The sequence below is a fragment of the Streptomyces sp. NPDC020807 genome, assembly GCF_040641575.1.
Lineage (GTDB): Bacteria > Actinomycetota > Actinomycetes > Streptomycetales > Streptomycetaceae > Streptomyces.
Genome location: NZ_JBFADU010000007.1, coordinates 197,061 through 221,167 on the forward strand (window position 1 = coordinate 197,061; position 24,107 = coordinate 221,167).

At 71.7% G+C, this 24,107-nt stretch carries 18 protein-coding genes; 13 read left to right on the forward strand and 5 right to left on the reverse strand.

Features of this window, described 5'->3' with window-relative positions; translation table 11 throughout:
• Positions 1–2: 2 nt before the first annotated feature.
• Together AB0G79_RS14510 and AB0G79_RS14515 are read right to left on the reverse strand one after the other, a co-directional pair.
• Positions 3–665, reverse strand: coding sequence for a response regulator transcription factor (locus AB0G79_RS14510; RefSeq protein ID WP_360805681.1), 663 nt, complete (start codon positions 663–665; stop codon positions 3–5).
• Positions 640–1,824, reverse strand: a complete 1,185-nt coding sequence (locus AB0G79_RS14515; RefSeq protein ID WP_360805684.1) for a histidine kinase — start codon at positions 1,822–1,824, stop codon at positions 640–642. The genes AB0G79_RS14510 and AB0G79_RS14515 overlap by 26 nt, the downstream gene beginning before the upstream one ends.
• A gap of 175 nt (positions 1,825–1,999) precedes the next feature.
• Here AB0G79_RS14515 and AB0G79_RS14520 point away from each other — a divergent pair, with 175 nt between their 5' ends.
• Together AB0G79_RS14520 and AB0G79_RS14525 are read left to right on the forward strand one after the other, a co-directional pair.
• A complete protein-coding gene (locus AB0G79_RS14520; protein WP_360805687.1) occupies positions 2,000–4,258 on the forward strand; it encodes an MMPL family transporter in 2,259 nt (752 codons plus the stop codon).
• Between the two features lie 26 nt (positions 4,259–4,284).
• The gene (locus AB0G79_RS14525; RefSeq protein WP_360805690.1) at positions 4,285–4,914 is read left to right on the forward strand and encodes a hypothetical protein; all 630 of its coding nucleotides are present in this window, start codon (positions 4,285–4,287) and stop codon (positions 4,912–4,914) included.
• A gap of 60 nt (positions 4,915–4,974) precedes the next feature.
• On the opposite strand, the gene AB0G79_RS14530 is transcribed toward AB0G79_RS14525, so the two are convergent.
• Entirely contained in the window at positions 4,975–5,748 is a 774-nt protein-coding gene (locus tag AB0G79_RS14530; RefSeq protein WP_360805692.1) for a glycosyltransferase family A protein, read from the reverse strand.
• 333 nt (positions 5,749–6,081) lie between these two features.
• Between AB0G79_RS14530 and AB0G79_RS14535 the strand changes: the two genes are divergently transcribed.
• The 3 genes from AB0G79_RS14535 (at position 6,082) to AB0G79_RS14545 (ending at position 9,714) form a co-directional block, all read left to right on the forward strand.
• Positions 6,082–6,993, forward strand: coding sequence for a hypothetical protein (locus AB0G79_RS14535; protein ID WP_360805695.1), 912 nt, complete (start codon positions 6,082–6,084; stop codon positions 6,991–6,993).
• Positions 6,994–7,468: 475 nt separating this feature from the next.
• Entirely contained in the window at positions 7,469–8,308 is an 840-nt protein-coding gene (locus tag AB0G79_RS14540) for a class I SAM-dependent methyltransferase (RefSeq protein WP_360805698.1), read from the forward strand.
• On the forward strand, positions 8,305–9,714 hold the full coding sequence (locus tag AB0G79_RS14545) for a phosphotransferase (RefSeq protein ID WP_360805701.1): 1,410 nt from the start codon (positions 8,305–8,307) through the stop codon (positions 9,712–9,714). Before AB0G79_RS14540 ends, AB0G79_RS14545 begins: the two co-directional genes overlap by 4 nt.
• A gap of 96 nt (positions 9,715–9,810) precedes the next feature.
• On the opposite strand, the gene AB0G79_RS14550 is transcribed toward AB0G79_RS14545, so the two are convergent.
• On the reverse strand, positions 9,811–10,023 hold the full coding sequence (locus tag AB0G79_RS14550; protein ID WP_360805704.1) for a hypothetical protein: 213 nt from the start codon (positions 10,021–10,023) through the stop codon (positions 9,811–9,813).
• Between the two features lie 149 nt (positions 10,024–10,172).
• Between AB0G79_RS14550 and AB0G79_RS14555 the strand changes: the two genes are divergently transcribed.
• Positions 10,173–10,664: a hypothetical protein gene (locus AB0G79_RS14555; protein ID WP_360805707.1), complete on the forward strand. Its 492-nt coding sequence runs from the start codon at positions 10,173–10,175 to the stop codon at positions 10,662–10,664.
• 104 nt (positions 10,665–10,768) lie between these two features.
• Here AB0G79_RS14555 and AB0G79_RS14560 read toward each other — a convergent pair whose 3' ends face one another.
• Positions 10,769–11,347: a class I SAM-dependent methyltransferase gene (locus tag AB0G79_RS14560; RefSeq protein WP_360805710.1), complete on the reverse strand. Its 579-nt coding sequence runs from the start codon at positions 11,345–11,347 to the stop codon at positions 10,769–10,771.
• Positions 11,348–11,743: 396 nt separating this feature from the next.
• Here AB0G79_RS14560 and AB0G79_RS14565 point away from each other — a divergent pair, with 396 nt between their 5' ends.
• From AB0G79_RS14565 to AB0G79_RS14595, 7 genes are all read left to right on the forward strand, one after another.
• The gene (locus AB0G79_RS14565; protein ID WP_360805713.1) at positions 11,744–13,165 is read left to right on the forward strand and encodes an extracellular solute-binding protein; all 1,422 of its coding nucleotides are present in this window, start codon (positions 11,744–11,746) and stop codon (positions 13,163–13,165) included.
• 163 nt (positions 13,166–13,328) lie between these two features.
• Positions 13,329–14,303 (forward strand): sugar ABC transporter permease, encoded by a 975-nt coding sequence (locus AB0G79_RS14570; RefSeq protein ID WP_360805716.1) that lies wholly within the window; start codon positions 13,329–13,331, stop codon positions 14,301–14,303.
• 14 nt (positions 14,304–14,317) lie between these two features.
• Entirely contained in the window at positions 14,318–15,193 is an 876-nt protein-coding gene (locus AB0G79_RS14575; protein WP_360805719.1) for a carbohydrate ABC transporter permease, read from the forward strand.
• 170 nt (positions 15,194–15,363) lie between these two features.
• The gene (locus AB0G79_RS14580; protein WP_360805722.1) at positions 15,364–16,974 is read left to right on the forward strand and encodes a glycoside hydrolase family 13 protein; all 1,611 of its coding nucleotides are present in this window, start codon (positions 15,364–15,366) and stop codon (positions 16,972–16,974) included.
• An 83-nt stretch (positions 16,975–17,057) separates the two neighbouring features.
• Positions 17,058–19,106, forward strand: a complete 2,049-nt coding sequence (locus tag AB0G79_RS14585) for a glycosyl hydrolase family 28-related protein (RefSeq protein WP_360805725.1) — start codon at positions 17,058–17,060, stop codon at positions 19,104–19,106.
• A gap of 204 nt (positions 19,107–19,310) precedes the next feature.
• Positions 19,311–20,321, forward strand: coding sequence for a LacI family DNA-binding transcriptional regulator (locus AB0G79_RS14590; RefSeq protein WP_360805728.1), 1,011 nt, complete (start codon positions 19,311–19,313; stop codon positions 20,319–20,321).
• A gap of 364 nt (positions 20,322–20,685) precedes the next feature.
• The gene (locus AB0G79_RS14595) at positions 20,686–24,066 is read left to right on the forward strand and encodes a CARDB domain-containing protein (protein WP_360805731.1); all 3,381 of its coding nucleotides are present in this window, start codon (positions 20,686–20,688) and stop codon (positions 24,064–24,066) included.
• Positions 24,067–24,107 lie beyond the last annotated feature (41 nt).

The following is a 24,107-nucleotide window of genomic DNA, read 5'->3' on the forward strand; positions in this document are numbered from 1 at the left end:
GCTCAGTTCCCGGGGAGGACGCGGCGCGTCTCGTACGCCCACATCGCGATCTCGACGCGGTTACGGGCCCCGAGCTTGGCCATCAGGCTGGCCAGGTGCGTCTTCACCGTGCTGAGGCTGATGTGCAGGGCGTCGGCGATCTCGGTGTTGGTCAGCCCGCGGGCGACGGCGAGGAGCACCTGCTCCTCGCGGGCGGTGACGGGGGAGACCGGCTGGGCCACGGGCCGGGCCGCGGGCAGGTCCGCGAACGCCTGGAGCAGCCGCACGGTGACGCTGGGCGCGATGAGTGCCTCGCCGCCGGACGCCGACCGCACGGCCTGGGCCAGGAGCTCCGGCCCGGTGTCCTTCAGGAGGAAGCCGCGGGCGCCGGCACGCAGCGCGCCGTAGACGTACTCGTCGAGGTCGAACGTGGTGATGACGACCACGGCCAGTGGGTCGGCCACCCCCGGCCCGGCGACGAGCCGGGTGGCCTCCAGTCCGTCGATCGCGGGCATGCGGATGTCGAACAGACAGACGTCGGGGCGCAGTTCGCCGGCCAGCCGTACCGCCTCGCGCCCGTCGGCGGCCTCGCCGACCACCTCGATGTCGGGCTGGGCGTTCAGCATGATCCGCAACCCGGTGCGGATGATCGTCTGGTCGTCAGCGACGAGGACGCGAATGGACACGGCGCTCGCTCCCCGATCTCGGAAGTTCGGCTTCGACATGCCAGCCCCGGTCGGTGCCCGGGCCGGCCCGTAGTGTGCCGCCGAGCAGCGTCGCCCGCTCGCGCAGTCCGGTGAGCCCGTATCCGTCCCGCCCCCGGCCCGTGCGCCGGCCGTTGTCGCGTACGGTCACCCGTACCGCATGCCGTTCCGCGGCGACCCGGACGACGAGGTCGGTCGCGTCGACCGCGTGGCGCAGCGCGTTGGTCACCGACTCCTGCACGATCCGGTAGACCGCCGCGTCCACGGCGGGCGGCAGCGCGTCCAGCTCGCCGTCGAGCCCCAGGTCGACCCTGAGGCGGCCCCCCGGGGTGCGCACCAGACGCTCCAGGTCCGCGACTCCGGCAGGGGGCGCGAGCTCGGCACCCACCCCCCGGTCGCGCAGCGTGGCGACCATGGCACGCATCTCCTCCAGGGTGCGCGCCCCTTCCTCCTCGACCCCCTCCAGCGCCGTGACGGCGGCGGCCGGGTCGGTTCCCGCGAGCACCCGGCCCGCCTGGGCGATGATCACCATCGCCGACACGTGGTGGGCCACCGTGTCGTGCAGTTCCCGGGCGAGCTGCTCGCGCTCGCGGGATCGCACCTGCTCCAGCTGCCGGTCGCGGGCGGTCACCCGGAACCGTACGGCGGCACCGAGCACGCCGGGCAGCATCAGGAAGGCGAGACCCACGAGCTTCTCGGCGACCGGGGTCCCGTCCACGACGACGACACACAGGGTGCCGACCGCGAGGATCACCGCGCCGCCCAGCACGATCTCGCGTCCCGATCCCCACCGGGGCAACGCGTAGACCAGGACGAACACGATCGCGGCGGTGTTCAGACCGACGGGTTCGGGCAGCGAGGCGACGAGCGCGGCCACCGGCAGCAGGGCCACCGAGGCGAACGCCAGCGCCACCGCCGTCAGCGGGTGGGTGCGACGCCACAGCGTCAGCACGCACAGCCACACCGCGAACGCCACGGCCACCGGCCGCCACACGACATCGTCGCGCAGGGCGGCCTCCAGCGCCACGACGGCAAGGCCCGCGGCGAGCAGCGCCCAGTCCCGTCGTACCCGGGCGGGCGCGCCGGGCGGCCGCGGTTCGGTCCACAGTGTCCGCAGGGTTCGCAGGTCGTCTCGGAGCACGGTATCCAGCCTACGGACCGCGGCGTGACGCGCATCGGCCGAAAGGACGGGTCGTCACTCCGCCCCGGGGCCGACGGATTCGAGGCCCCGGGGCCGATGTCCCGGAGAGCCCCGGCGACGAGCCTCGGAACAGGCGGCCGTACAAGGACGGCCGAGGAGGTCGTGGGAGGAACCGATGCTCTCGAAAGCCCTGTTGCGCGTGGGAACGAGCGCCGCCCGCCATCCCTGGCGGGTGATCGCGGCATGGCTGGTCGCCGCCACGCTCGCCGTCCTCGCCGCCGTCGCCTTCGGCGGGCGGACCGCGGACTCGATGACGGCTCCGGGACTGGACTCCCAGCGGGCGGCGGAACTGATCGAGCGGGCCGGCACCGGCCAGGAGGGGATGACCGCGCAGGTGGTCGTCACTCCGCGCGACGACGGTGCGACGTTCTTCGGAGACGGCGGCGGCGACGGCGACGACGGCGCGCGCTCCGCTCTCACCCGGCTGCGGGCCGAGCTGAACCGGCTGCCGCACGTGCTCGGCACGAGCGACCCGGTCGGGGCACTCGACGCGGGCGGGGACACCGCCGTGCGCGGCGGCCTGGTCTCGGCCGACGGGCGGATCGCGGTCGTCCGGGTGCAGTACCCCGACCAGAGCCGGCTGTCGGCCGAGGACCTCGACGCGCTCGTCGACCTCGGTGACCGACTGCGTGCCGAACTCCCCCTCCGCATAGAGATGGGCGGGGGCCTCTTCTACGCCTTCAACGACCCCGACGGCGGCGTGAGCGAACTGATCGGCCTCCTCGCCGCGGCGGCGATCCTCTTCCTGGCGTTCGGCTCGCTCGTCGCCACCGCGCTGCCGATCGGCATGGCGGTCTTCGGACTGACCGTCGGCATCGCCACGATGACGGTACTGGCGGGGGTGACGGAGGTCCCCACCTTCGCGACGGTCCTGGGCAGCATGGTCGGCCTCGGAGTGGGCATCGACTACGCCCTGTTCGTGCTCGCCAGACACCGCGAGTACCTCGCGGACGGGCTCGGTCCCCGCGAGGCGGCGGGGCGCGCGGTGGCCACGGCGGGACGGCCGGTGGTCTTCGCCGGCGGCACCGTCGTCGTATCGATCCTCGGCCTGGCGGTCGCGCACGTACCGTTCATGACGGTGGGCGGGATCGCCGTCTCGATCGTCGTGCTGACCATGGTGGTCGCGTCGGTGACGCTGCTGCCGGCCTTCCTCGGAGCGGCGGGCCCACGCCTGGGGCGCGCGGGCCGGATCGGCCGGGCTCTGCGGACCGGGAGGACGAGCCGACTCGCACGGCGGGGCGCCCCGCCGGAGGAGGCCGCCGCCCGCGCCGCCGGATGGCGTCGCTGGATCGGGCACGTCACCCGTCACCCGGTGCCGTACGCGATCGGCGCGGCGGGGCTGCTGCTGACCGCGACCGTGCCCGTCCTCGGTTTGCGCGCCGGCCTGCCCGACGACGGCTCCCTGCCCCGGAGCCGTACCGAGCGACGGGCGTACGACCTCGTCGCCGAGGGGTTCGGTCCGGGCACCAACGGCCCCCTCGTCATCGCCGCGGACCCCGCCGGTGATCCGGGTGTACTGGACCGGCTCGGCGCTTCGGTCGCGGCGGACCCGGGCATCGCGTCCGTCGCGCCGACGCGCACCGATCGGGCCACCGGCATGGCGACCCTCGTCGTGTTTCCGACCAGCAGCCCGCAGGACGAGGCCACGGCCGACACCATCGCCCGGCTGCGCGCCGACGTGCTGCCCACGGCGATCGGGAACGGCCCGGCCAGGGCCCACATCGGCGGCGCCGCGGCGAGCCTGTCCGACGTGGGCCGACGCACCAGCGAGCGGCTGCCGTTGTTCGTCACCACCGTGCTGGCGTTGTCGTTCCTGCTGCTGATGCTGGTCTTCCGCTCGGTCCTCGTCCCGCTCAAGGCGGTACTGCTGAACCTGCTGAGCATCGGCGCGTCCTACGGGATCATGGTCGCGGTGTTCCAGTGGGGCTGGGGAGGAGCGCTCATCGGGCTGGAGGCGACGGTGCCGATCGTCTCGTTCATCCCGATGTTCCTCTTCGCCATCCTGTTCGGCCTGTCGATGGACTACGAGGTGTTCCTCCTCTCCCGTGTACGCGAGGAGTACCTGCGCACCGGCGACAACCGCAGGTCGATCGTCGACGGTGTCTCGGGCACCGCCCGGATCATCACCTCGGCCGCCCTCATCATGGTCGCGGTCTTCCTGTCCTTCGTGGCCACGGAGGACCCCTCCACGAAGATGTTCGGCCTCGGCCTGGCCACCGCGATCTTCGTCGACGCCACAGTCGTCCGCATGGTCCTGGTACCCGCGACCATGACCCTCCTCGGCCGCGCGAACTGGTGGCTGCCGAAGTGGCTGGACCGTGCACTGCCGCGCGGGTCGTCAGACTCCCGTGCGGCGACCGTCGCCGGATGGTGACGGCGCAGGTCAGGTACGGTGCGAGCATGATCGAGAGCCTTCCTTCCGACGTTGACGTGCCCGGTGACGTGCTGCTCGCCGGCTACTTCGTCGCGCTGCCCGAACGGCTCCACGGCGCGGGGCTGCCCCGTGCGGAGCGGCTGACGTCGGCGTCCGCCTGCGTGATCGACCAGTTTCCGGCTGACGGCTGCTGGTTCGCCACGGCGCGGGAGGCACTCGCGGCCTGCCGGCCGCTCCCGCTGCCGGCGGAGGCGCGCCTGTACGCCCTGCTGGTGCCCTCCGAGGACGTCGGCGGCTTGGTCGCCGACATCCTCGCCGCGCGGACGGACGAGCCGGTGCTGCTCGCCCGCCTCGGCGGTCAGGGCTCCGGCGAGGCCGCCCCGCGGGTGCCCGAGGGCGGGCACGAGCTCGGCTGGGAGGTACTCGGTTACGACGGCGGCCTGCTCCACACATGGCTCTGCAACGACCTGTACGAGGACGGCAGGCTCGACCTCGGTGTGGAGACCGACGAACGCGGCCTGCTGCCCGACCGGCAGACCGCCCGACGGGTCGCCGCCTGGGCCAACGGTCGCGGAGACACCAAGCCGGTCACCTGGTTCCCCGGCACCCTGATCGAGTGGGACATCCTGGCCTGGAGCCGTTTCGGCCCCGTCTGACCGAGGCCCTGACGCCCCTGCACGGCGGTCGTGGTTCCGTGCGCGTGCGGCGGAGCGGTGTCAGATACGGGACTTCCGCAGCGAGTGCCATGCCGCACCCGCCAGGGCACGTGTGGACCGGGGGACCGAGAGCTGCTCGTGTTCGCGGTACAGGGACCAGTTGTAGGGGATCAGCGCCATCTTGTTCGACGACAGGGATCCGGCGCGGCCGGCCCGGTAGACCGCGAGAGGCTCCCGCAGCGCCGCGGCGTCCACGCCGTCGCGCATGATCGACAGCCAGAGCGCGTAGTCCTGCCGCTTGGGCATGTCCGGCATCAGCCGCGTGCCCAGGATGGTGCGGTCGTACATGGCGGTGAGGGCCCCAATGTGGTCGTGGACCAGCATCGCGCGGTAGTCGACCCGGGCCGGAGCCCACACCACGCGCTCGCTGGCGACGAAGTCGACGGCCTCCCCGCCGTAGTCGGCGTCCATCTTGTAGTACGAGGTGAACGTCAGCGGCGTCGAGGCCGTCGCCGCGAAAGCGAGCTGCTTCTCCAGCTTGGCCGGCAGCCACAGGTCGTCGGAGTCGAGGAAGGCGACGTAGTCACCGCGGGCCCGCGCGATGGCGCGGTTGCGGGCGCGGGCCGCACCCCCTTGCTCCTTCACCGGCTCCGGCAGGACCCGCTCGTCCTGTCGCGCGAACTCCCTGAGCAGGTCCATCGAACCGTCCGTGGACCCGTCGTCCGTGATCAGGAGTTCCACGTCGGCGTGGGTCTGCGCCAGCACCGATCGCACGGAGGGACCGAGCGTGGCCGCCGCGTTGTATACCGGCATCACCACGGAGACCAAGGGCACGGAGATGCTCCTCACTGAGATCGGCGGGGTCGCGATGGGGGTGTGGGGCCGGTCGTCGGCCCCGGTCAAGGCTACGCTCCCGCGCGCCGGCCGGTGGAGACGGCCCGGCAGGGCGTCGTCGGCGCCCGGTCCGCGATCCTCGGGAAGTCGGCCGCCCGCGTACCCGACACATCGTTGTCGGTGCCCACTGCTAGCTTTCCGGGGTGCTGCTGAGGAGATCATTCCGCCACCCCCTCGGCCATTGACCTGTCAGGTACCTGCCAGGTTCATGGCTTCTCGGCAGCCACCGATGTTCACGTACCGCACCACTCACGGCACAAGGAGCACCACTCCATGAACACGACCCGCACCTCCCGCCTCGCCCGCGCGGCGGCCGTCCTCGCGGCGGCGGTGACCCTCGCGGTGACGGCGGCCCCGCTGACGGGTACGGCACAGGCCCACGAGGCCGTCACGGGCACGCTCACCTTCGCCGGCGACCCCGGCGAGTACGTCTCCGGCGGACAGTCCCACACCCTCACCCCCGAGACGACCGACATGTTCGACGTCACGGGCCCCACCTCCCAGTCCTCCGCCGGTGCCACCGTGGTGACCCCGGAAGGCGAGCGCTGGTTCCTCTCCATGTCGGCGCCGTACGGGCAGAAGCTCCAGGAGGGCTTCACGTACACGAACACCCGCAGCTGGCCCGAGGCCGGACCCGAGGACCCGCAGCTCCAGTTCTCCGGTGACCGCTCCTGCGAGAGCGGCACCGGCTCCTTCACCGTCTCCCACATCGCGTACGGCCCCTACGGCTACATCCGCGAGATCGACGCCACCTTCGAGCGCACCTGCGCCGGCGCCGCCCTCCCCGTACGCGGCGAACTCCACGCCCGCATGCCCGAGCCGCCCGCCGTCCTCACGGTCGACGTCGGCCTGGACCCCGCCGGCACCGTCGACGCCCGCACCGGCGAGATCACCGTCGGCGGCACGGTCACCTGCAACAAGACGGCGTACGTCACGCTCAACGTCAGTGCCCAGCAGACCCAGAGGAAGGGCGCCGCCACGGGCTCCCACGAGAACCTCTCCGTCCCCTGCCGGCCGGGCGGCCCGGTCCCGTGGACCACGTCCTTCCCGAGCAACATCGACCCCACGGCCGCCTTCCGGCCCGGTGCCGCGACCCTCAACACGTACGCCACGGCCGACGACCGCGACTACCCGACCACGGTCACCCGCTTCGACACGACCGCGCTCACGCTGACGCGCGGCTGATCGGATCAGACGTGACCTGACGGCGAGGGCCGCCACCCCGGTACCCCGGGGTGGCGGCCCTCGCCGAGAGCGGCCCGTCCCGGCCGCACTCATCCGGTGTCGGCGTTTCGGCCATCGCCGCCTTGAGGCGGATCCCCGCCCCGTACGGGTCGATGTACAGCGCACGAACGCACTTTCGCTCAATCCCGGGGTTCGAATGGCGTCCGATTCACCTGCCCACGGAGCGGGCCCCCGCGTCGTTGAGCCCCATGACAGCCCCACACGACCTCCGGAGGCACGCGATGTCCGTCATGCCGCCATCCGCCGACCACATCCGCGACCTGCTCACCGAGTACCCCGACCGCCTCGCCGCCTCGCACGGACTGACCCCTCCGCCCGGCCCGAGGCGGCTCGGATCGACACGATGCCGACCCGCTGTACGCGCTGTAGCCGGGGTACCCGTAGGAGGACCGACCCGATGCCGGAGGGAAGAGGTATGACCGCCAGCGCGAGGAACCACCAGCCCGAGGGCCTGTTCACCTCCCTGGCAGCCGACTACGGACGCCACCGACCAGGGATTCCCGCCGGCCCGGTGGCCCTGCTCGCCGACGCGGTGAGGGAGGTGGCACGGCCGGTACTGCTCGATCTCGGCACCGGGACGGGGCAGGTGCCGGTCGCGCTGCTGCCGGCCGTACCGCGGCTCGCACGCGTGGATCTGGTGGACGCGGACGCGGACATGCTCCGCGAGGCCGCCGCCGCCCTCGCCCCGCTTCCCGACGGCAGCCCCGCGGGCTTCCACCACGCCCTCGCCCAGGACTTCACACCGCCGTACGAGGGCTACCGGGCGGACCTGATCACGTGCGCCCGGGCCTTCCACTGGATGCCCCGTGCCGACGTTCTCGCGATGGCCGACCGTGTCGCGGCTCCCGGCGCCACCGTGGCCGTCATGGGCGACGGCAGCCTGTGGACCTGCGCCGCACCGTGGGCCACGGAGCTGAAGCGCCTCATCCAGTCCCACCTCGGCGCCGAGCGCCGAGCCGGCCCCACGGGCGTGTACGGCGGACCGAAGCGTTCCTACCAGGACGACCTCGCCGAGTCGGCCTTCGCCCGTGTCACCGAGCACCGGTTCCCGGTCCGCCGCACCTGGACGCCGGACGGCGTGGTCGCCCACCTCCGCAGCACCAGCTTCGCCCGCGCCGACCTCTTCGAGGATCGGCACGCCCGGTTCGAGGACGAGGCGCTGACGCTGCTGGAGCGGCATCACGTGACCGGCGGGCTGATCGAGAACGCGGTGTTCGAAGTGCTGCTCGCACGCCGTCCGCGAGGTGGCCGGTGACCGGAGAGCGATACAAGACGCCGGTCGACGTCCACCTGATCGCCGTCCGCGACGGGGAGCGGGGGCCGGAGGTCCTGCTGTCGCGCCGCGCCGGTTCCGTCTACGCCGCGGGACTCTGGCACCTTCCCTCGGGGCACCTCGACGGCCCCTTCGAGGACATCGTCACCGCCCTCGTCCGCGAGACGGGGGAGGAGACCGGCCTCGTCGTGGATCCGGACGACGTGCGCGCCGCCCTCACCGTCCACCACCGCTCGCCGAGCGGGCACGCGAGAATCGGCGTGTTCTGCGAGGTCCGCACCTGGTCCGGGACGCCCGGGGTCATGGAGCCGGACGTCTGTGACCGGATGGAGTGGTTCGGGTTCTCCGCCCTGCCGGAGCCGATGGTGGCTTACTGCCGGGCCGGCTTGGACGCGTACCGGACGGGCGCGCGGATGGCCGTGCACTTCCAGGAGCCCGGCGACCCGATCGCGTACGACCGGTTCGTGGACCGACTGGTGGTGGTGCGGGATTCCGGCCCCTGCGGCCCGGTGACGGAGAAGGCCGCGATCCCCGAGTCGGCGGTGCGCGCCTTCGCCGAGCGGGCGATCGGCAGGATCGGCGGCTGGACGGACGTGGGCTGGCCGGCGCGAGAGGCGAGCCGTGTCTGGCGCGCGCACGGAGCCGAAGGCGGCGAGTGGTATGTCAAGGTCCACCAGAACGACCGCTTCCACCGGCGTGAAGTTGCCGCGTTGCGCGGCTGGGTCACCGCACTGGGGGCGGCGGCGCCCCGGCTGGTCGCCGCCGACCACTCGCTCCGCGCGGTGGTACTCACCGCAGTGGGCGGCCGCCCACTGCACGGCGCCGTCCACCCGCCCGAGCAGGAGCGCCGGATTTTCCACCGCATCGGGCAGACGGCGGCGGCCATCCACCGCAGCGCGCCGGCCCGAACCCCCGTGGACGCGACGCCGCTGGGAAGACTGGATCGGCACCTGACCGGGGCACGGCCCCACCTGGCGCCCGGCGACGAGGAGTTCATCGAGTCCATCCGCACCACCGCCGTGGCCGCCGCGGGCACGGCGCCCCTGGAGAGCGTGCCCACGCACGGTGACCTCCAGCTCCGCAACCTGCGCTGGGAAGAGGCCACCGACACCCTCTACGTCATCGACTTCGAACGCTCGGAAGCCGGCCCGGCGCTCCGCGACTTCGTACGCCTCTCCGACGCCTGGCACGGCCGCCCCGACCTCTTCCAGGCCGTGATGGACGGCTACGGCCGCCGGTTCACCCCCGAAGAGGAGGCCCAGCTCACCGTCCTGTCCGTCCTCGACGCCGTCTCCGGCATCTCCTACGGCGCAGCCCACGGCGACCCCGAACTGATGGAGCGCGGCCTGCGCACCCTGACCCGACTCCGCACCGCGCGGAGCTCGTGACCCCCATCCCACCCACCACGAGGAGCAGCACGCTGACGTACACCACCCGCGAGCCGCGCGTCGGCTGCTCGAAGTGGCCCCGGTGTCCGAGGCGCGTCACATGGTGTGGCTGTGGGTCCGGACCGGCACGTCCAGGCGGGCTCCGAGCGCGGTCAGGACGTCGGGGCAGAAGTAGTACCAGGGCAGGTGCGTGATAGCGCCGTCAGCCGTCTCGGCGCGCAGGACGTCCTCTCCGTCCTCGGGACCGCTGCCCTCGGCCGGAGTCGCCCACATCAGGACCAGGGGGCGGCCGTCGAGCTCCCGGACCACGGATGGTCCGACCGGCTGGATGTGATGGTGGTTCGCGCCGAGATGCCCTGTGCGGCGCCGGGGACGGCGTTATGTAGGGAATCGAACGGAATCGGATGAAAGTTCGCCATCCGGTCATTCCCGAATCATCCAACCTCAGGAGTCGCACGATGCGCCCCATCAGAGCGGTCGGCCTCGGCACGGCCACGCTGGTCACCTTCCTCGCCTTCACCCCCGTCGCGGTCGGCGCGACGGACGCGGGCTCCGCGCCGGCAGGGGGGAAGACCCTCACCTTCCTGGCGGAGGTGCAGCAGCTGACCCGCTTCCCCGTCACCCCCGGCACCGTCTCGCAGGGCGACCGGGTCGTCGTCCGCTCGGACCTCTTCGACGAGGCGCACAACAAGGTCGGCGAGACCCACGGCTCCTGCACCACCACCCGGGGCGGCACCGACGAAGCGGAGCAGTGCCTCGTGACCTACGTCCTGCCGGACGGCCAGATCACCACGCAGGGGGTGTACTTCGACTACGTCGACCAGGGACCCTTCGACTCCGCGATCACCGGCGGCACCGGGAAGTACGACAAGGTGCGCGGCTCGGTCCACTCCGAGACGATCGCCACGGACCCGAAGGTCGTGAGGCGCTTCACGATCCACTTCGTCTGACGGTCCCCGACGTCCACCTGACCCGGAACCAAGCCCTCTCCGCGGGTCAGGGGGGCGTCCAGGACGGCTCACCCTTCAGTTGCCGTCGTCGTTTCTCGCGTGCGTCAGCCTGTGCGCACCGCCATCAGCAGGCCGCTCGCCCATGCCAGACGGACGCATCGGAAGTCCTTCCGTTCGTCCAGGTCGGCGAGAAGGCGCGTGACGGAGGCTTCGTGGTCCCGGGACCGGCCGGGCTGGGGGAGGAGGTCGTCGATCAGGTACGTCCCGCCGGGAGCCACGAGGTCCAGGGCCCGGTCGAGGTGGGTGAACTTGCCTGGCCAGGTGTCCGCGAACACGAGGTCGAAGGGCGCGCCGTCGTAGTCCTCCAGCCATGAGCCGCCGTCTGCGGAAACGAAGGTCACCCGCGGGTCGGTGCCCAGCCGCTCCTGGGCGAAGGCCTGGAGCGCGGGGTCGAGTTCGAGGGTGGTCAGACGCGACGCGGGGTCCATGCCGCTGAGGAGCCAGGCCGTGCCCTCCCCGACTCCGGTGCCGAGTTCGAGGATCCGGCCTCCGGGGCGGGTGGCGGCCAGCGCCGCCAGCAGACTTCCTGTGCGGTCGTCGCTGGACATCGTGAAGCCCGCCTCGCGTGCGTCGGCACGTAACACGGGCAGGGCGGTGGGGAGATGGGCCGGGGTGTCGTCCATGTGCAGATGATGCGAGGGCCGTGTCCGTTCGGGCAAGGTCGAATCTCACCCGGTGGACGGGCCCGCCCATGTGCCGGGCCGGACCGTGTTGTTGCGGCACCGCCACCCGCCCCGGGTGGATCGCGCCCCCTCGCTCACGTCGTGTACCGCGACAGGTTCCGCAAAGACTGAAGGACATCGCGCAAATTTTGCGCTTCCGAGTGCGTCGGTCGGCGGGGCATCGGGCCTGGTCGGGTCAACGTTGGTTGGGTGAGCTTGAGTTGTCGAGCATTTACGAAATCAGCGCGATATCTTGCGTTCACTTGTCGGCGGTGGTTGAGTGTGCCGCGCCCCACCAGGCAGGTCCACGGCCGTGGTGGGGCGACCTCCACGCTCTTGCCCGAAGGGGACCACTCCATGAGAAGTGCCAGGCACCGCCGTACCCGCCGCGCCAGCGCGGTCACCCTCGTCTCCGCCGTGACCCTGACCGCGCTCGCCGCCTGCGGCACCAGCAGCAGCGGCGACGACGCCGAGGGCGCTTCCTCGAAGCCGACCGGCCCGGTCGACGCCTCCGCCCCGCTGGACCCGAAGACCAAGGTGACGGTGACGATCGACTGCATGCCGCCGGCGGCCAAGGCGGCCGAGCTCAAGGAGTGGAAGGAGGACGTCGCCGAGTTCAACAAGACGTATCCGAACGTCACGATCGAGGGCCGTTCCACGCCCGGCCAGTGCCTGGAGCCGCCGCGCTTCACCGCGATGCTCAAGGCGAAGTCCCAACCCGACGTGTTCTACACGTACTTCACCGACCTGCCGCAGGTGCTCTCCGAGAACGGCGCCGAGGACATATCGGCCTACGTCACCGACAAGTCGGTCCCCGCGCTCAAGGACATCGACCCCAACGTCCTCGGCTCCCTCAAGCAGGACGGCAAGCTCTACGGCCTGCCCACCAGCAACTACACCATGGGCCTGCTCGTCAACCGCAAGCTCTTCAAGGACGCCGGTCTCGACCCCGACGCCCCGCCGCGCACCTGGGACGAGGTCCGCGCCGCCGCGAAGAAGATCGCCGCGCTCGGCGGGGGCGTCTCCGGCTTCGGCGAGTACTCCGCGGGCAACACCGGCGGCTGGCACTTCACCGCCCAGCTCTACAGCCTCGGCGGGGACGTCGTCGACGCGAGCGGCACCAAGGCCGCCTTCAACAACGACCTGGGCAAGCAGGTCGTGAAGAACCTCCGGGCGATGCGCTGGGAGGACGACAGCATGGGCAAGACCCAGCTGCTCAAGTGGGGCGACCTCCAGAAGCAGATCGCCACCGACAAGCTCGGCATGTTCCTCGCCGCCCCCGACGACATCGCGTACATGGTCCAGCAACTCGGCGCCAAGTACGAGAACTTCGGCATGGGACCGATTCCCGGCGGCAAGAACACGCTCGCCGGCGGCAACAACTACATGATCAAGAAGGGCATCTCGTCCGACAAGATCAAGGCCGCGATCGCCTGGCTCAACTTCAAGAACCTCACCGTCGGCAAGGGCCAGTTCGACTGGGCCCGCACCAAGGCCGACCAGCTCCCGGTCGGCATCCCGCAGCCCAACTTCTGGCTGAACGGCTCCAAGACCACGGACGACGCCGCCCGCCTCCAGCACGCCACCATGCCGGTCGCCAACTTCAAGACCTTCATGGACAACCCGGTCCCGGGCAAGGCCGAGCCGCCGAAGGCGCAGGAGATCTACAAGGTCCTCGACAACGTCATGTCCGGCGTTCTCACCAACAAGGACGCCGACGTCGACAAGCTCCTGTCGACCGCGGAGACGCAGGTCAACCAGGTCCTGGCCAACCAGTGACGGCACCGGGCGGGGCGGATCCCACGGCGGACCGCCCCGCCCGGCTCCGCCCCAGCACCGCGTCGGCCCCCGCCCCAGCACCGCGTCGGCCCCCGCCCGGCCCCGTCCCGGCCGTCCCGTCGGCCGGCAGACACGGCAGTCAGTCCCGTACCAAGGAGCACGCATGTCGGCCCCGAGCCCGACCCCGAGCACGGCGGAGCGCCCCCGCCACCCCGAGCGGCACCCCGCTCGGAACCACGAGCGGCGGCCCCCGGCCACCGGTGCCTCCCTGGCCAGGAGCCTGCGACGCAACCTCACGGCCCACGGCTTCCTCCTCGGCGCCGTCGTCTGCTTCGCGCTGTTCTCGTGGTACCCGATGGTCAGGGAGTTCCTCCTCGCCTTCCAGAGGACCGAGAACGGCGAGTCCGTCTGGGTCGGCCTCGACAACTTCCGCACCGTCTTCAACGACCCGGCCTTCTGGCAAGCCTGGGCCAACACCCTCTGGTACACGGCCCTCGCCCTCGTCCTCGGCTTCCTGGTCCCCTTCCTCCTGGCGATCACGATCAACGAGTTCCGGCACGGCAAGGGATACCTGCGCCTCCTCGTCTACCTCCCGGTCATGCTGCCGCCGGTCGCCGCCGTCCTGCTCTTCCAGTACCTGTACGACCCCGGCTACGGCCTGCTCAACGAACTGCTGGGCCTCCTCCACCTGCCCGGGCAGCAGTGGCTCCAGGACGCCGACATCGCGATGCTCTCCCTCGTCGTCGCCTCGACCTGGATGAACATGGGCGGCGCCACCCTCATCTACCTCGCCGCGCTCCAGGGCATCCCGGGCGAGCTGTACGAGGCCGCCGAGCTCGACGGAGCCGGACTGCTGCGCAAGATCTGGCACGTGACGATCCCGCAGACGCGCCTGGTCCTCTCGCTGATGCTGCTCATGCAGATCATCGCGACCATGCAGGTCTTCGTCGAACCGTTCCTGCTCACCGGCGGCGCCGGCCCGGAGGGGTCCACGACCACGGTCGTCTACCTCATCTACCAGTACGCCTTCAACTTCAACAACTACGGTGCCGCAGCCGCCCTCGGCCTGCTCCTGCTCGTACTGCTCGCCGGGTTCTCGGCCGCGTACGTCAAGCTCAGCCGCTCCGAGGAAGAGTAGTCCGGGAGACCCGCATGTCCACACGTACGCTCATCTCGCCGGCCGTCCTCGCCAGGTCCCGCGGCAAGCGCCTGTACTGGGGGGCCTTCGCCCTGGTCACCGGCGGCTTCACCCTGGTCTTCCTCGGCCCCCTCTACTGGCTGGTCTCCAGCGGCTTCAAGGACACCCAGGAGGTCGTCCGCACCCCGCCGACCCTGGTGCCGGAGAGCTTCACCCCCGGCAACTACAGCCGCGCCTGGGAGGTCATGGACCTCTCCTCCCTGCTCTTCAACACCTTCTTCTACGCCTTCGGCGCGCTCGCCTTCCAACTCGTCTTCGACGTGGCGGCGGCGTACTCGCTGTCCAAGCTCCGGCCCGTGCTCGGCAAGGCCGTGCTCGGCATGATGCTCGCCACGCTGATGATCCCGGCGACCGTCCTCGTCGTCCCGCAGTACCTCACGGTGCTCGACGTGCCGATCGTCGAACGCAACCTGCTCAACAGCCCGTGGGCGATCTGGCTGCCCTCCGTCACCAACGCCTTCAACATCTTCCTGCTGAAGCGCTTCTTCGACTCCATCCCGAAGGAGCTGCTCGACGCCGCGTCCATGGACGGGGCGAGCCCGACCCGGATCCTGTGGTCGATCGTCCTGCCGGTCTCCCGGCCCGTCCTCGGGGTCGTGTCGATCTTCGCGGTGGTCGGCGTCTGGAAGGACTTCCTCTGGCCGATGCTGACCCTGCCCGACCCCGCGAAGCAGACCCTCAACGTCGGCATCTACTCGCTGTCCAACGGGGTGCCGGTCAACGTCCTCATCGCCGCCCTCACCATCGCCTCCCTCCCCACCCTGATCGTCTTCCTCGTCTTCCAGCGCAACATCATGGGCGGCCTCACCGCCGGCAGCGTCAAGGGCTGACCCGCCCCCGGCCCAGACGCCCCCGCACCACCACCAGCGCCCGCCGTACCACCTCCCCAGCCCCCCGCCGCACCGACTCCCCTGCCCCCTCGCCGTACCACCTCCCCAGCCCCCCGCCGAACCGACTCCCCGGCCCCCGCCGCCGTCCACCTGCCCGAAAGGACCGTTCCGTGGCAGCCCCTTCTCCGTCCCGCACCTCCGACTGGTGGCGCGACGCCGTCATCTACCAGGTCTACCCGCGCAGCTTCGCCGACGGCGACGGGGACGGCACCGGTGACCTGGCGGGCGTCCGGGCGAGACTGCCGCATCTGGCGGCGCTCGGCGTCGACGCCGTCTGGTTCACGCCCTGGTACGACTCCCCGATGGTCGACGGCGGCTACGACGTCGCCGACTACCGCGCCGTCGACCCCGCCTTCGGCACCCTCGACGAGGCCGAGAAGCTGATCGCGGAGGCCGCCGCACTCGGCCTCCGCGTCATCGTCGACATCGTGCCCAACCACGTCTCCGACCAGCACGCCTGGTTCCGGGAGGCGCTCGCCGCAGGACCCGGAAGCGCCGCCCGCGAGCGCTTCCACTTCCGCCCCGGAAGGGGTGAGCGGGGCGAACTCCCGCCCAACGACTGGCCGTCCCAGTTCTCCGGTTCCACCTGGACCCGCGTCCCCGACGGCGAGTGGTACCTGCACCTCTTCACGCCGGAGCAGCCCGACCTCAACTGGTCCCATCCCGATGTCCGCCGCGAACACGAGGAGGTGCTCCGCTTCTGGTTCGAGCGCGGCGTCGCCGGGGTCCGCGTCGACTCCGCCGCCCTCCTCACCAAGGACCCCGACCTCAGGGACTTCACCGAGGGCGTCGACCCCCACCCGTACATCGACCTCGACGAGATCCACGACGTCTACCGTTCCTGGCGGGCGGTGGCCGACGAGTACGGCGGCGTCTTCGTCGGCGAGGTCTGGCTCCCCGACGCCGAGCGCTTCGCCCGCTACCTCCGGCCCGACGAGCTCCACACCGCCTTCAACTTCACCTTCCTCGCCTGCCCCTGGGAACCGGACCGGCTGCGCGCCACCATCGACTCCACGCTCGCCGAGCACGCCCCCGTCCACGCCCCCGCCACCTGGGTGCTGTGCAACCACGACGTCACCCGCACCGCCACCCGGTACGGCCGCGCCGACACCGCCTTCGACTTCGCGACCAAGCGCTTCGGCACCCCCGCGGACCTGGAGCTCGGTACGCGCCGGGCCCGCGCCGCCGCGCTCCTCACCCTCGCCCTGCCCGGCTCCGTCTACGTCTACCAGGGCGAGGAACTGGGCCTCCCCGAGGCCGACATCCCCCTGGACCGCATCCAGGACCCGATGCACTTCCGCTCCGGCGGCACCGACCCCGGCCGAGACGGCTGCCGCGTACCCCTCCCCTGGGAGGCCGAGGCACCCTCGTACGGCTTCGGCCCCCCGCCCGGCACCGAACCCTGGCTGCCGCAGCCCGCCGACTGGGCCCGCTACGCCGTGGACCGGCAGCTCGCCGACCCCGGCTCCATGCTCACCCTCTACCGCACCGCCCTCGAACTGCGGCGCACCGAGCGCGGTTTCGGCGACGGACCGATGGACTGGATCCCCGCCGCCGACGGCGTCCTCGCCTTCACCCGGGACCACGGCCTGACCTGCGTCGTCAACCTCTCCGCCGAGCCCGCCACCCTGCCGCCCCACACGGCGCTCCTGCTCGTCAGCGGACCCATGGGCGCCGACGGCACCCTCCCCCCGGACACCGCCGCCTGGTTGCGCGCCTGAGCCGCCGGGCCCCCGGTCCGGCGTACGACTCCGCCGCGGCGCCCGCGCGCCGCGGCTCCCTCCCGTCCGAGAAGCGAGCCCCGATGATGAACCCCCGCCGCGTCCGTCCGCGTGCCCGCGCCGGTGCCCGAGCCACCGCCGTCGCCTGCGTGCTCCTCTGCCTCGGCCAGGCGGCCGCCACCACGGCGACCGCACGCCCCGGACCCGCCCCCGCCACGGTCACCGACTCCGCGCCCGCCGTCACCCGCGCCGGCCTCGACCCGGCGCTCGTCGCCGGCCGGGGCGCCGAGGTCGCCTTCGACGAGCAGGAGGCGGAGCACGCCCGTACCACCGGCACCGTCATCGGCCCCGACCGAACCCCGTACACCCTCCCCTCGGAGGCGTCCGGCCGGAAGGCGGTGCGACTCGTCCCCGGGCAGTACGTCGAGTTCACCCTGCCCCGCGCGGCCAACGCGCTCACCGTCCGCTACAGCATCCCCGACGCGACCGGCGGCGGCGGGATCACCGCGCCCCTGGACGTCACCGTCGACGGCCGCCACCGCAGGACGATGACGCTGACCTCCGCGTACTCCTGGCTCTACAACCAGTACCCCTTCACCAACGACCCCGGCGCCGGCCCGCTCCACCCCGACTGGTGGCTCACCGAGTGCGCCTGCGTCCCGGCCTCCACCACACCGGCGCCCGTCTTCCCCACGCCCTTCCGGCCCACGCACTTCTACGACGAGCAGCGCCTGCTGCTGGGCAGGACCTTCGGGGCGGGGGAGCGGGTACGGCTCACGGTGCCGGCCGGCAGTCCCGCGTCCTGGACCGTGATCGACCTCCTCGACACCGAGCTGGTCGCCCCGCCGCACGTCGAGCGCGGCGGGATCGACGTCCGGCTCCTGGGCGCCGACCCCACCGGCCGGGCGGACGCCGCCCCCGCGATCGAGCGGGCCATCGCCCTCGCCCGCCGCCTGGACCGGCCGGTCTACCTGCCGCCGGGTACCTACCGGGTGGACCGGCACATCGAGGTCGACGACGTCACCCTCGTCGGCGCCGGGAACTGGCACACCGTGCTCAAGGGCCGCCAGGTCACCCTGCCCGTCCCGGCGCCCGACGGCTCCCGCCTCACCGGCGTCGGCCTCTACGGCAGGCCGGCCGCCGAGGGCGGCAGCCGCGGGGTGCATCTGCGCGGGTTCGCGATCGAGGGGGACGTCCGCGAGCGGATCGACACCGACCAGGTCAACGCGATCGGCGGCGCGATGAGCGATTCCACCGTCGACGGCCTGTACCTGCACCACACCAAGGTCGGGCTCTGGTTCGACGGCCCCATGCGGAACGTCCGGGTCACGAACAACGTGATCGCCGACCAGATCGCGGACGCCCTCAACCTCCACACCGGCGTCACCGACTCGCTCGTACGGAACAACTTCGTCCGCAACACCGGAGACGACGGCATCGCCCTCTGGTCGGAGAAGACGGCCGACGCCCGCAACACCGTCGACCGCAACACCGTGCAGTCACCCACCCTCGCCAACGGCATCGCCGTCTACGGCGGCAGCGACACCACCGTCAGCGGCAACCTCGTGGCCGACCCCGTCCGGGAGGGCAGCGGTCTCCACGCGGGCGCCCGGTTCGGCGCCGAACCCTTCACGGGCGCGCTCCGCTTCACCGGCAACACCACGGTCCGCGCCGGCACCCTCGACCTGAACTGGCGGATCGGCCTGGGCGCCCTCTGGCTCTACGCCCTCGACGGTTCGATCGACGCCGACGTGCGGGTCACCGGGGACCACTACCTCGACTCCACGCACAACGCGATCATGATGGTGAGCGAGTACGGAGTGAAGGACCGGTTCTCCATCCCCGCGGTCCATTTCAAGGACATTCGCGTCGACGGGACGGGGAACTCCGTCCTCAGCGCCCGGACGAAGGGCTCCGCCACCTTCGAGAACGTCGACGCCCGCAACGTCGGGGCGGTCGGCGTCAACAACTGCGGCTCCTTCAACTTCCCGGCCACCGGGTCCGAGTTCGCGCTCACCGACCTGGGTGGCAACGACGGCGGCTGGCTGGCCCCGTGGCTGCTTCCCAACACCCTCACCTGCGACGACCGGCCGCCGGTCGTCGCACCCCCGGCCCCCGCGCCCTGGTCCTGACCCCGGGGCGCGAGGGTGCCCGCGGGGAGCTCCGCAAGGACTCCCCGCGGGCTTCGCCGCGCGTGAGGTCCGCCCGGCGATCGACCTGCCCTACTACCTGCCCTGCGACCTGCCCTCCGACCTGCCATTCACCCTGCAATCCGGCTTGCTGAACAAGGCGGGTTGACGCAATCTTTTTGCAGGATTTGCGCTAGAGTTGCGTGCATGACGCGACGACTTGCTCAAGTGGCCAAGAAGGTGGGGGTCAGCGAGGCGACGGTGAGCCGGGTCCTCAACGGCAAGCCGGGGGTCTCCGATTCCACCAGGCAGGCCGTGCTCTCGGCTCTCGACGTGCTCGGCTACGAGCGGCCCACGCAGCTGCGGGGCGAGCGCGCGCGGCTCGTCGGTCTCGTCCTCCCGGAGCTGCAGAACCCGATCTTCCCCGCGCTCGCCGAGGTCATCGGCGGGGCGCTCGCCCAGCAGGGGCTGACCCCGGTGCTCTGCACCCAGACGAAGGGCGGGGTGTCGGAGGCCGACTACGTGGAGCTCCTGCTCCAGCAGCAGGTGTCCGGCGTGGTCTTCGCCGGCGGGCTGTTCGCCCAGGCGGACGCCCCGCACGACCACTACTACCGGCTGGCGGAGCGCAACATCCCGGTCGTCCTCGTCAACGCGTCGATCGAGGGACTCGACTTCCCCTGTGTCGCCTGTGACGACGCCGTCGCCATCGAGCAGGCGTGGCGCCACCTCGCCTCCCTCGGCCACGAGCGGATCGGGCTCGTCCTGGGGCCCGAGGACCACGTGCCGTCCCGCCGCAAGCTGGAGGCGGCCCGCGTGGCCGCCGCGGCCGCGGGCACGGCGTGGGACGACGTGTACTTCGAGCGCGCCGTCTTCTCGCTGGAGGGCGGGCAGGCGGCCGCGACGCGCCTTCTGGGCCGGGGTGTCACCGGCATCGTCTGCGGCAGCGACCCGCTGGCGCTGGGCGCGATCAGGGCCGCCCGGCGGCGTGGCCTCTCGGTCCCCGGGGACGTCTCGGTGGTCGGCTTCGACGACTCCGCCTTCATGACCGTCACCGACCCCCCGCTGTCGACGGTGCGCCAGCCGATCGAGGCCATGGGGCGCGCCGCCGTGGACCTGCTGATCGCGCAGATCCAGGGCGCCCAGCACCACCTGGGGGAGCTGCTCTTCGAGCCCGAGCTCGTCGTGCGGGGATCGACGGCCCCGCCGCCGACGCGCTGACCCCCTCCGGTCACCGATAACCGAACAGAAGGCCCATCACGGCACCGATATCCCGCACCGAGCGGTGGGACATCGGTGCCGTCGGCGTTTCCGGGGAAAGTCGTGTGTCTGCGAGTCGACGGAGACCGTTGACAAAGTCGTCATCCAGTAGAAACCTTGCGGGCTGACGGCGCAAATGAGCCACAGAGTTACTCAAGAACACGGCAGTCCGTCATTCGATCCCTATTGGATTCTCGTCGGATTCCTGTCGGGCCCCAGAGCGCGTGATCCTGCCGAACCCCCCAGCCCCCTGCGCGCGACCCTGCGAGGGCCGCTGCGGGCCGAGACGGATCACAGGCCCTGCCCGCATCGCGGAGAGGTCACCATGAGAGGCACACATCCGAGCAGGCGATGGGGGGTCGGCCTGCTGACGGCGGGCCTGATCTCCGCCGGACTGCTCCCCGTCCCCGCGCAGGCCGCGGGCGAGACCAACCTCGCCCTCGGCAGAGCGGCGACGGCCGGCGGCGCGAACGGCGGCTATCCGGCCGCCAACGTCACCGACGGAAGCCAGCAGTCCTACTGGGAAGGCCCGTTGGGCTCCTTCCCGCAGTGGGTGCAGGTCGACCTGGGAGCCCAGGTCGACCTCGACCACATCACGCTCAAACTGCCGACCGGCTGGGAGACCCGCCAGCAGTCACTCGCCGTCCTCGGCAGCGCCGACGGCACCGCGTTCAGCACCCTCGCCGCCGCCCAGGCCCGGTCGTTCACCTCCTCCGCGGCCAACACGCTGACGGTCGACCTGCCGACGGCCACGGCCCGCTTCGTCAGGATCCAGGTGGGCTCCAACACCGCCTGGAACGCCGCCCAGCTCTCCGAGCTGGAGGTGTACGGCGAGACCGGAGGCGGCGGGGACCCGGGCGACCCGCCCCCGGACACCGGCACCAACCTCGCACGCGGCAAGCCCGTCGAGGCCACCTCGACCACCCAGAACTACGCCGCGGGAAACGCCAACGACGACAGCACGTCGACCTACTGGGAGTCCGCCGGCTTCCCCGCCTCGCTGACCGCGAAGCTCGGCGCGGACGCCGACGTCCAGGCCGTCGTCGTGAAGCTCAACCCGGACGCCGCCTGGGGACCCCGTACCCAGTCCCTGGAGATCCTCGGCCGCGCCGCGAACGCCACCGGCTTCACCACCCTGAAGGCCCGTGCCGACTACGCCTTCAGCCCGACGGCGGGACAGAACACGGTCACCATCCCCGTCACCGGCCGCGTGTCCGACCTGCGCCTGACCGGCTTCTCCAACAACGGGGCGCCCGGCACGCAGGTGGCGGAACTCCAGGTCATCGGCGTCTCCGCCCCGGCCCCGGACCTCGTCGTCCACGAGATCGCCTGGGAACCGGCCACCCCCTCCGAGGCCGACGCCGTCACCGCCGAGGTCACCGTCCGCAACGCGGGCACCGCCGCCTCACCCGCGACCACCGTGAACGTCAGCGCCGAGGGCGCCGTCGCCGGCGCGGCCGCGGTCCCGGCCCTCGCGGCCGGCCAGTCCGCGACCGTCGACGTGCCCCTCGGCAAGCGGCCGGAAGGCTCGTACACCGTCTCGGCGGCCGTCGACCCGACGGACACCGTGCCGGAGCTCGACAACGGCAACAACAGCCGCACCGCCGCGAACAAGCTGAACGTCACCCAGACCCCGGGCCCGGACCTCACGGTCACCGGCATCACCCCCAACCCCGCCGCCCCCGCGGTCGGCACCCCGGTCTCCTTCACCGTCAGCGTCAAGAACCGCGGCACCGCCGCCGTCCCGGCCGGCAGCGTCACCCGCCTCACCGTCGGCTCCACCACCCTGAACGGCACCACCCCCGCCCTCGGCGCGGGCGCCACCGCCGAGGTCCCCGTCAGCGGCACCTGGACGGCCACCGACGGAGGCGTCACGCTGACCGCCACCGCCGACGCCACCGCGACCGTCGCCGAGACCAACGAGAACAACAACGTCCTCGGCCGCTCCCTGGTCGTCGGGCGCGGAGCCGCCGTCCCGTACACGGAGTACGAGGCCGAGCGAGCCGCCTACCGCGGCACCCTCCTGTACACCGACGCCACCCGGCCCTTCGGCCACACCAACTTCGCCACCGAGTCCTCGGGGCGCGAGTCGGTGCGCCTCAACTCCACCGGCGACTACGTGGAGTTCACCTCCACCAACGCCGCCAACTCGATCGTCGTACGCAACTCCGTCCCGGACGCCCCGGGCGGCGGCGGCCAGGAGGCGACCCTCAGCCTGTACGCGGACGGGCAGTTCGTCCGCAAGCTGAGCCTCTCCTCCAAGCACAGCTGGCTCTACGGCACCACGGACCAGCCGGAGGGGCTCACCAACACCCCGGGCGGCGACGCGCGCCGCCTCTTCGACGAGTCCAGCGCCCTGCTGACCCAGTCCTACCCGCCCGGCACCCGGTTCCGCCTCCAGCGGGACGCGGGCGACACCGCCGCCTTCTACGTCGTCGACCTGATCGACCTGGAGCAGGTCGCCCCGCCGGCCGCGAAGCCCGCCGAGTGCGTCTCCATCACCCAGTACGGGGCCGTGCCCAACGACGGCATCGACGACACCGACGCCCTCCAGCGCGCCGTCACCGCCGACCAGAAGGGCGAGATCCCCTGCGTCTGGATCCCGGCGGGCCAGTGGCGCCAGGAACAGAAGATCCTCACCGACGACCCGCTGAACCGGGGGCAGTACAACCAGGTCGGCATCAGGGACGTCACCATCCGCGGCGCCGGCATGTGGCACTCCCAGCTCTCCACCCTGACCCCGCCGCACCTGGCCAACGGGATCAACCACCCCCACGAGGGCAACTTCGGCTTCGACATCGACGACAACACCAAGATCTCGGACATCGCCATCTTCGGCTCCGGCACCATCCGCGGCGGCGACGGCAACGCCGAGGGCGGCGTCGGCCTCAACGGCCGCTTCGGCAAGAACACGAAGATCGCCAACGTCTGGATCGAGCACGCCAACGTCGCGGCCTGGGTCGGCCGCGACTACTCCAACATCCCCGAGCTGTGGGGGCCGGGCGACGGCCTGGAGTTCAGCGGCATGCGGATCCGCAACACCTACGCCGACGGCGTCAACTTCTCCAACGGCACCCGCAACTCCACCGTCCACAACTCCTCGTTCCGCAACACCGGTGACGACGCGCTCGCGGTGTGGGCCAACAAGTACGTCAAGGACACCTCGGTCGACGTCGGCCACGACAACCACTTCCGCAACAACACCGTCCAGCTGCCCTGGCGCGCCAACGGCATCGCGATCTACGGCGGTCACGGCAACACCATCGAGAACAACGTGGTCTCCGACACCATGAACTACCCGGGGATCATGCTGGCCACCGACCACGACCCCATCCCCTTCTCCGGGCAGACCCTCATCGCCGACAACGCCCTGTACCGCACCGGCGGGGCGTTCTGGAACGAGGACCAGGAGTTCGGCGCCATCACCCTCTTCGCACAGGGGCCCGACATCCCGGGCGTCACCATCCGGGACACCGACATCCACGAATCGACCTACGACGGCATCCAGTTCAAGACCGGCGGCGGCGCCATGCCGAACGTCAAGGTCACGAACGTACGGATCGACAAGTCGCTCGGCGGCTGCGGAATCCTCGCGATGAGCGGCGCGCGCGGCAGCGCCACCCTCACCGACGTCACCGTCACCAACTCCGCCAAGGGTGACATCTGCTCCCAGCCCGGCACGCAGTTCGTCCTCAACCAGGGCTGACACCCCCAGGCCCGACGCCCCCAGGGCCGACGCCTCCCACG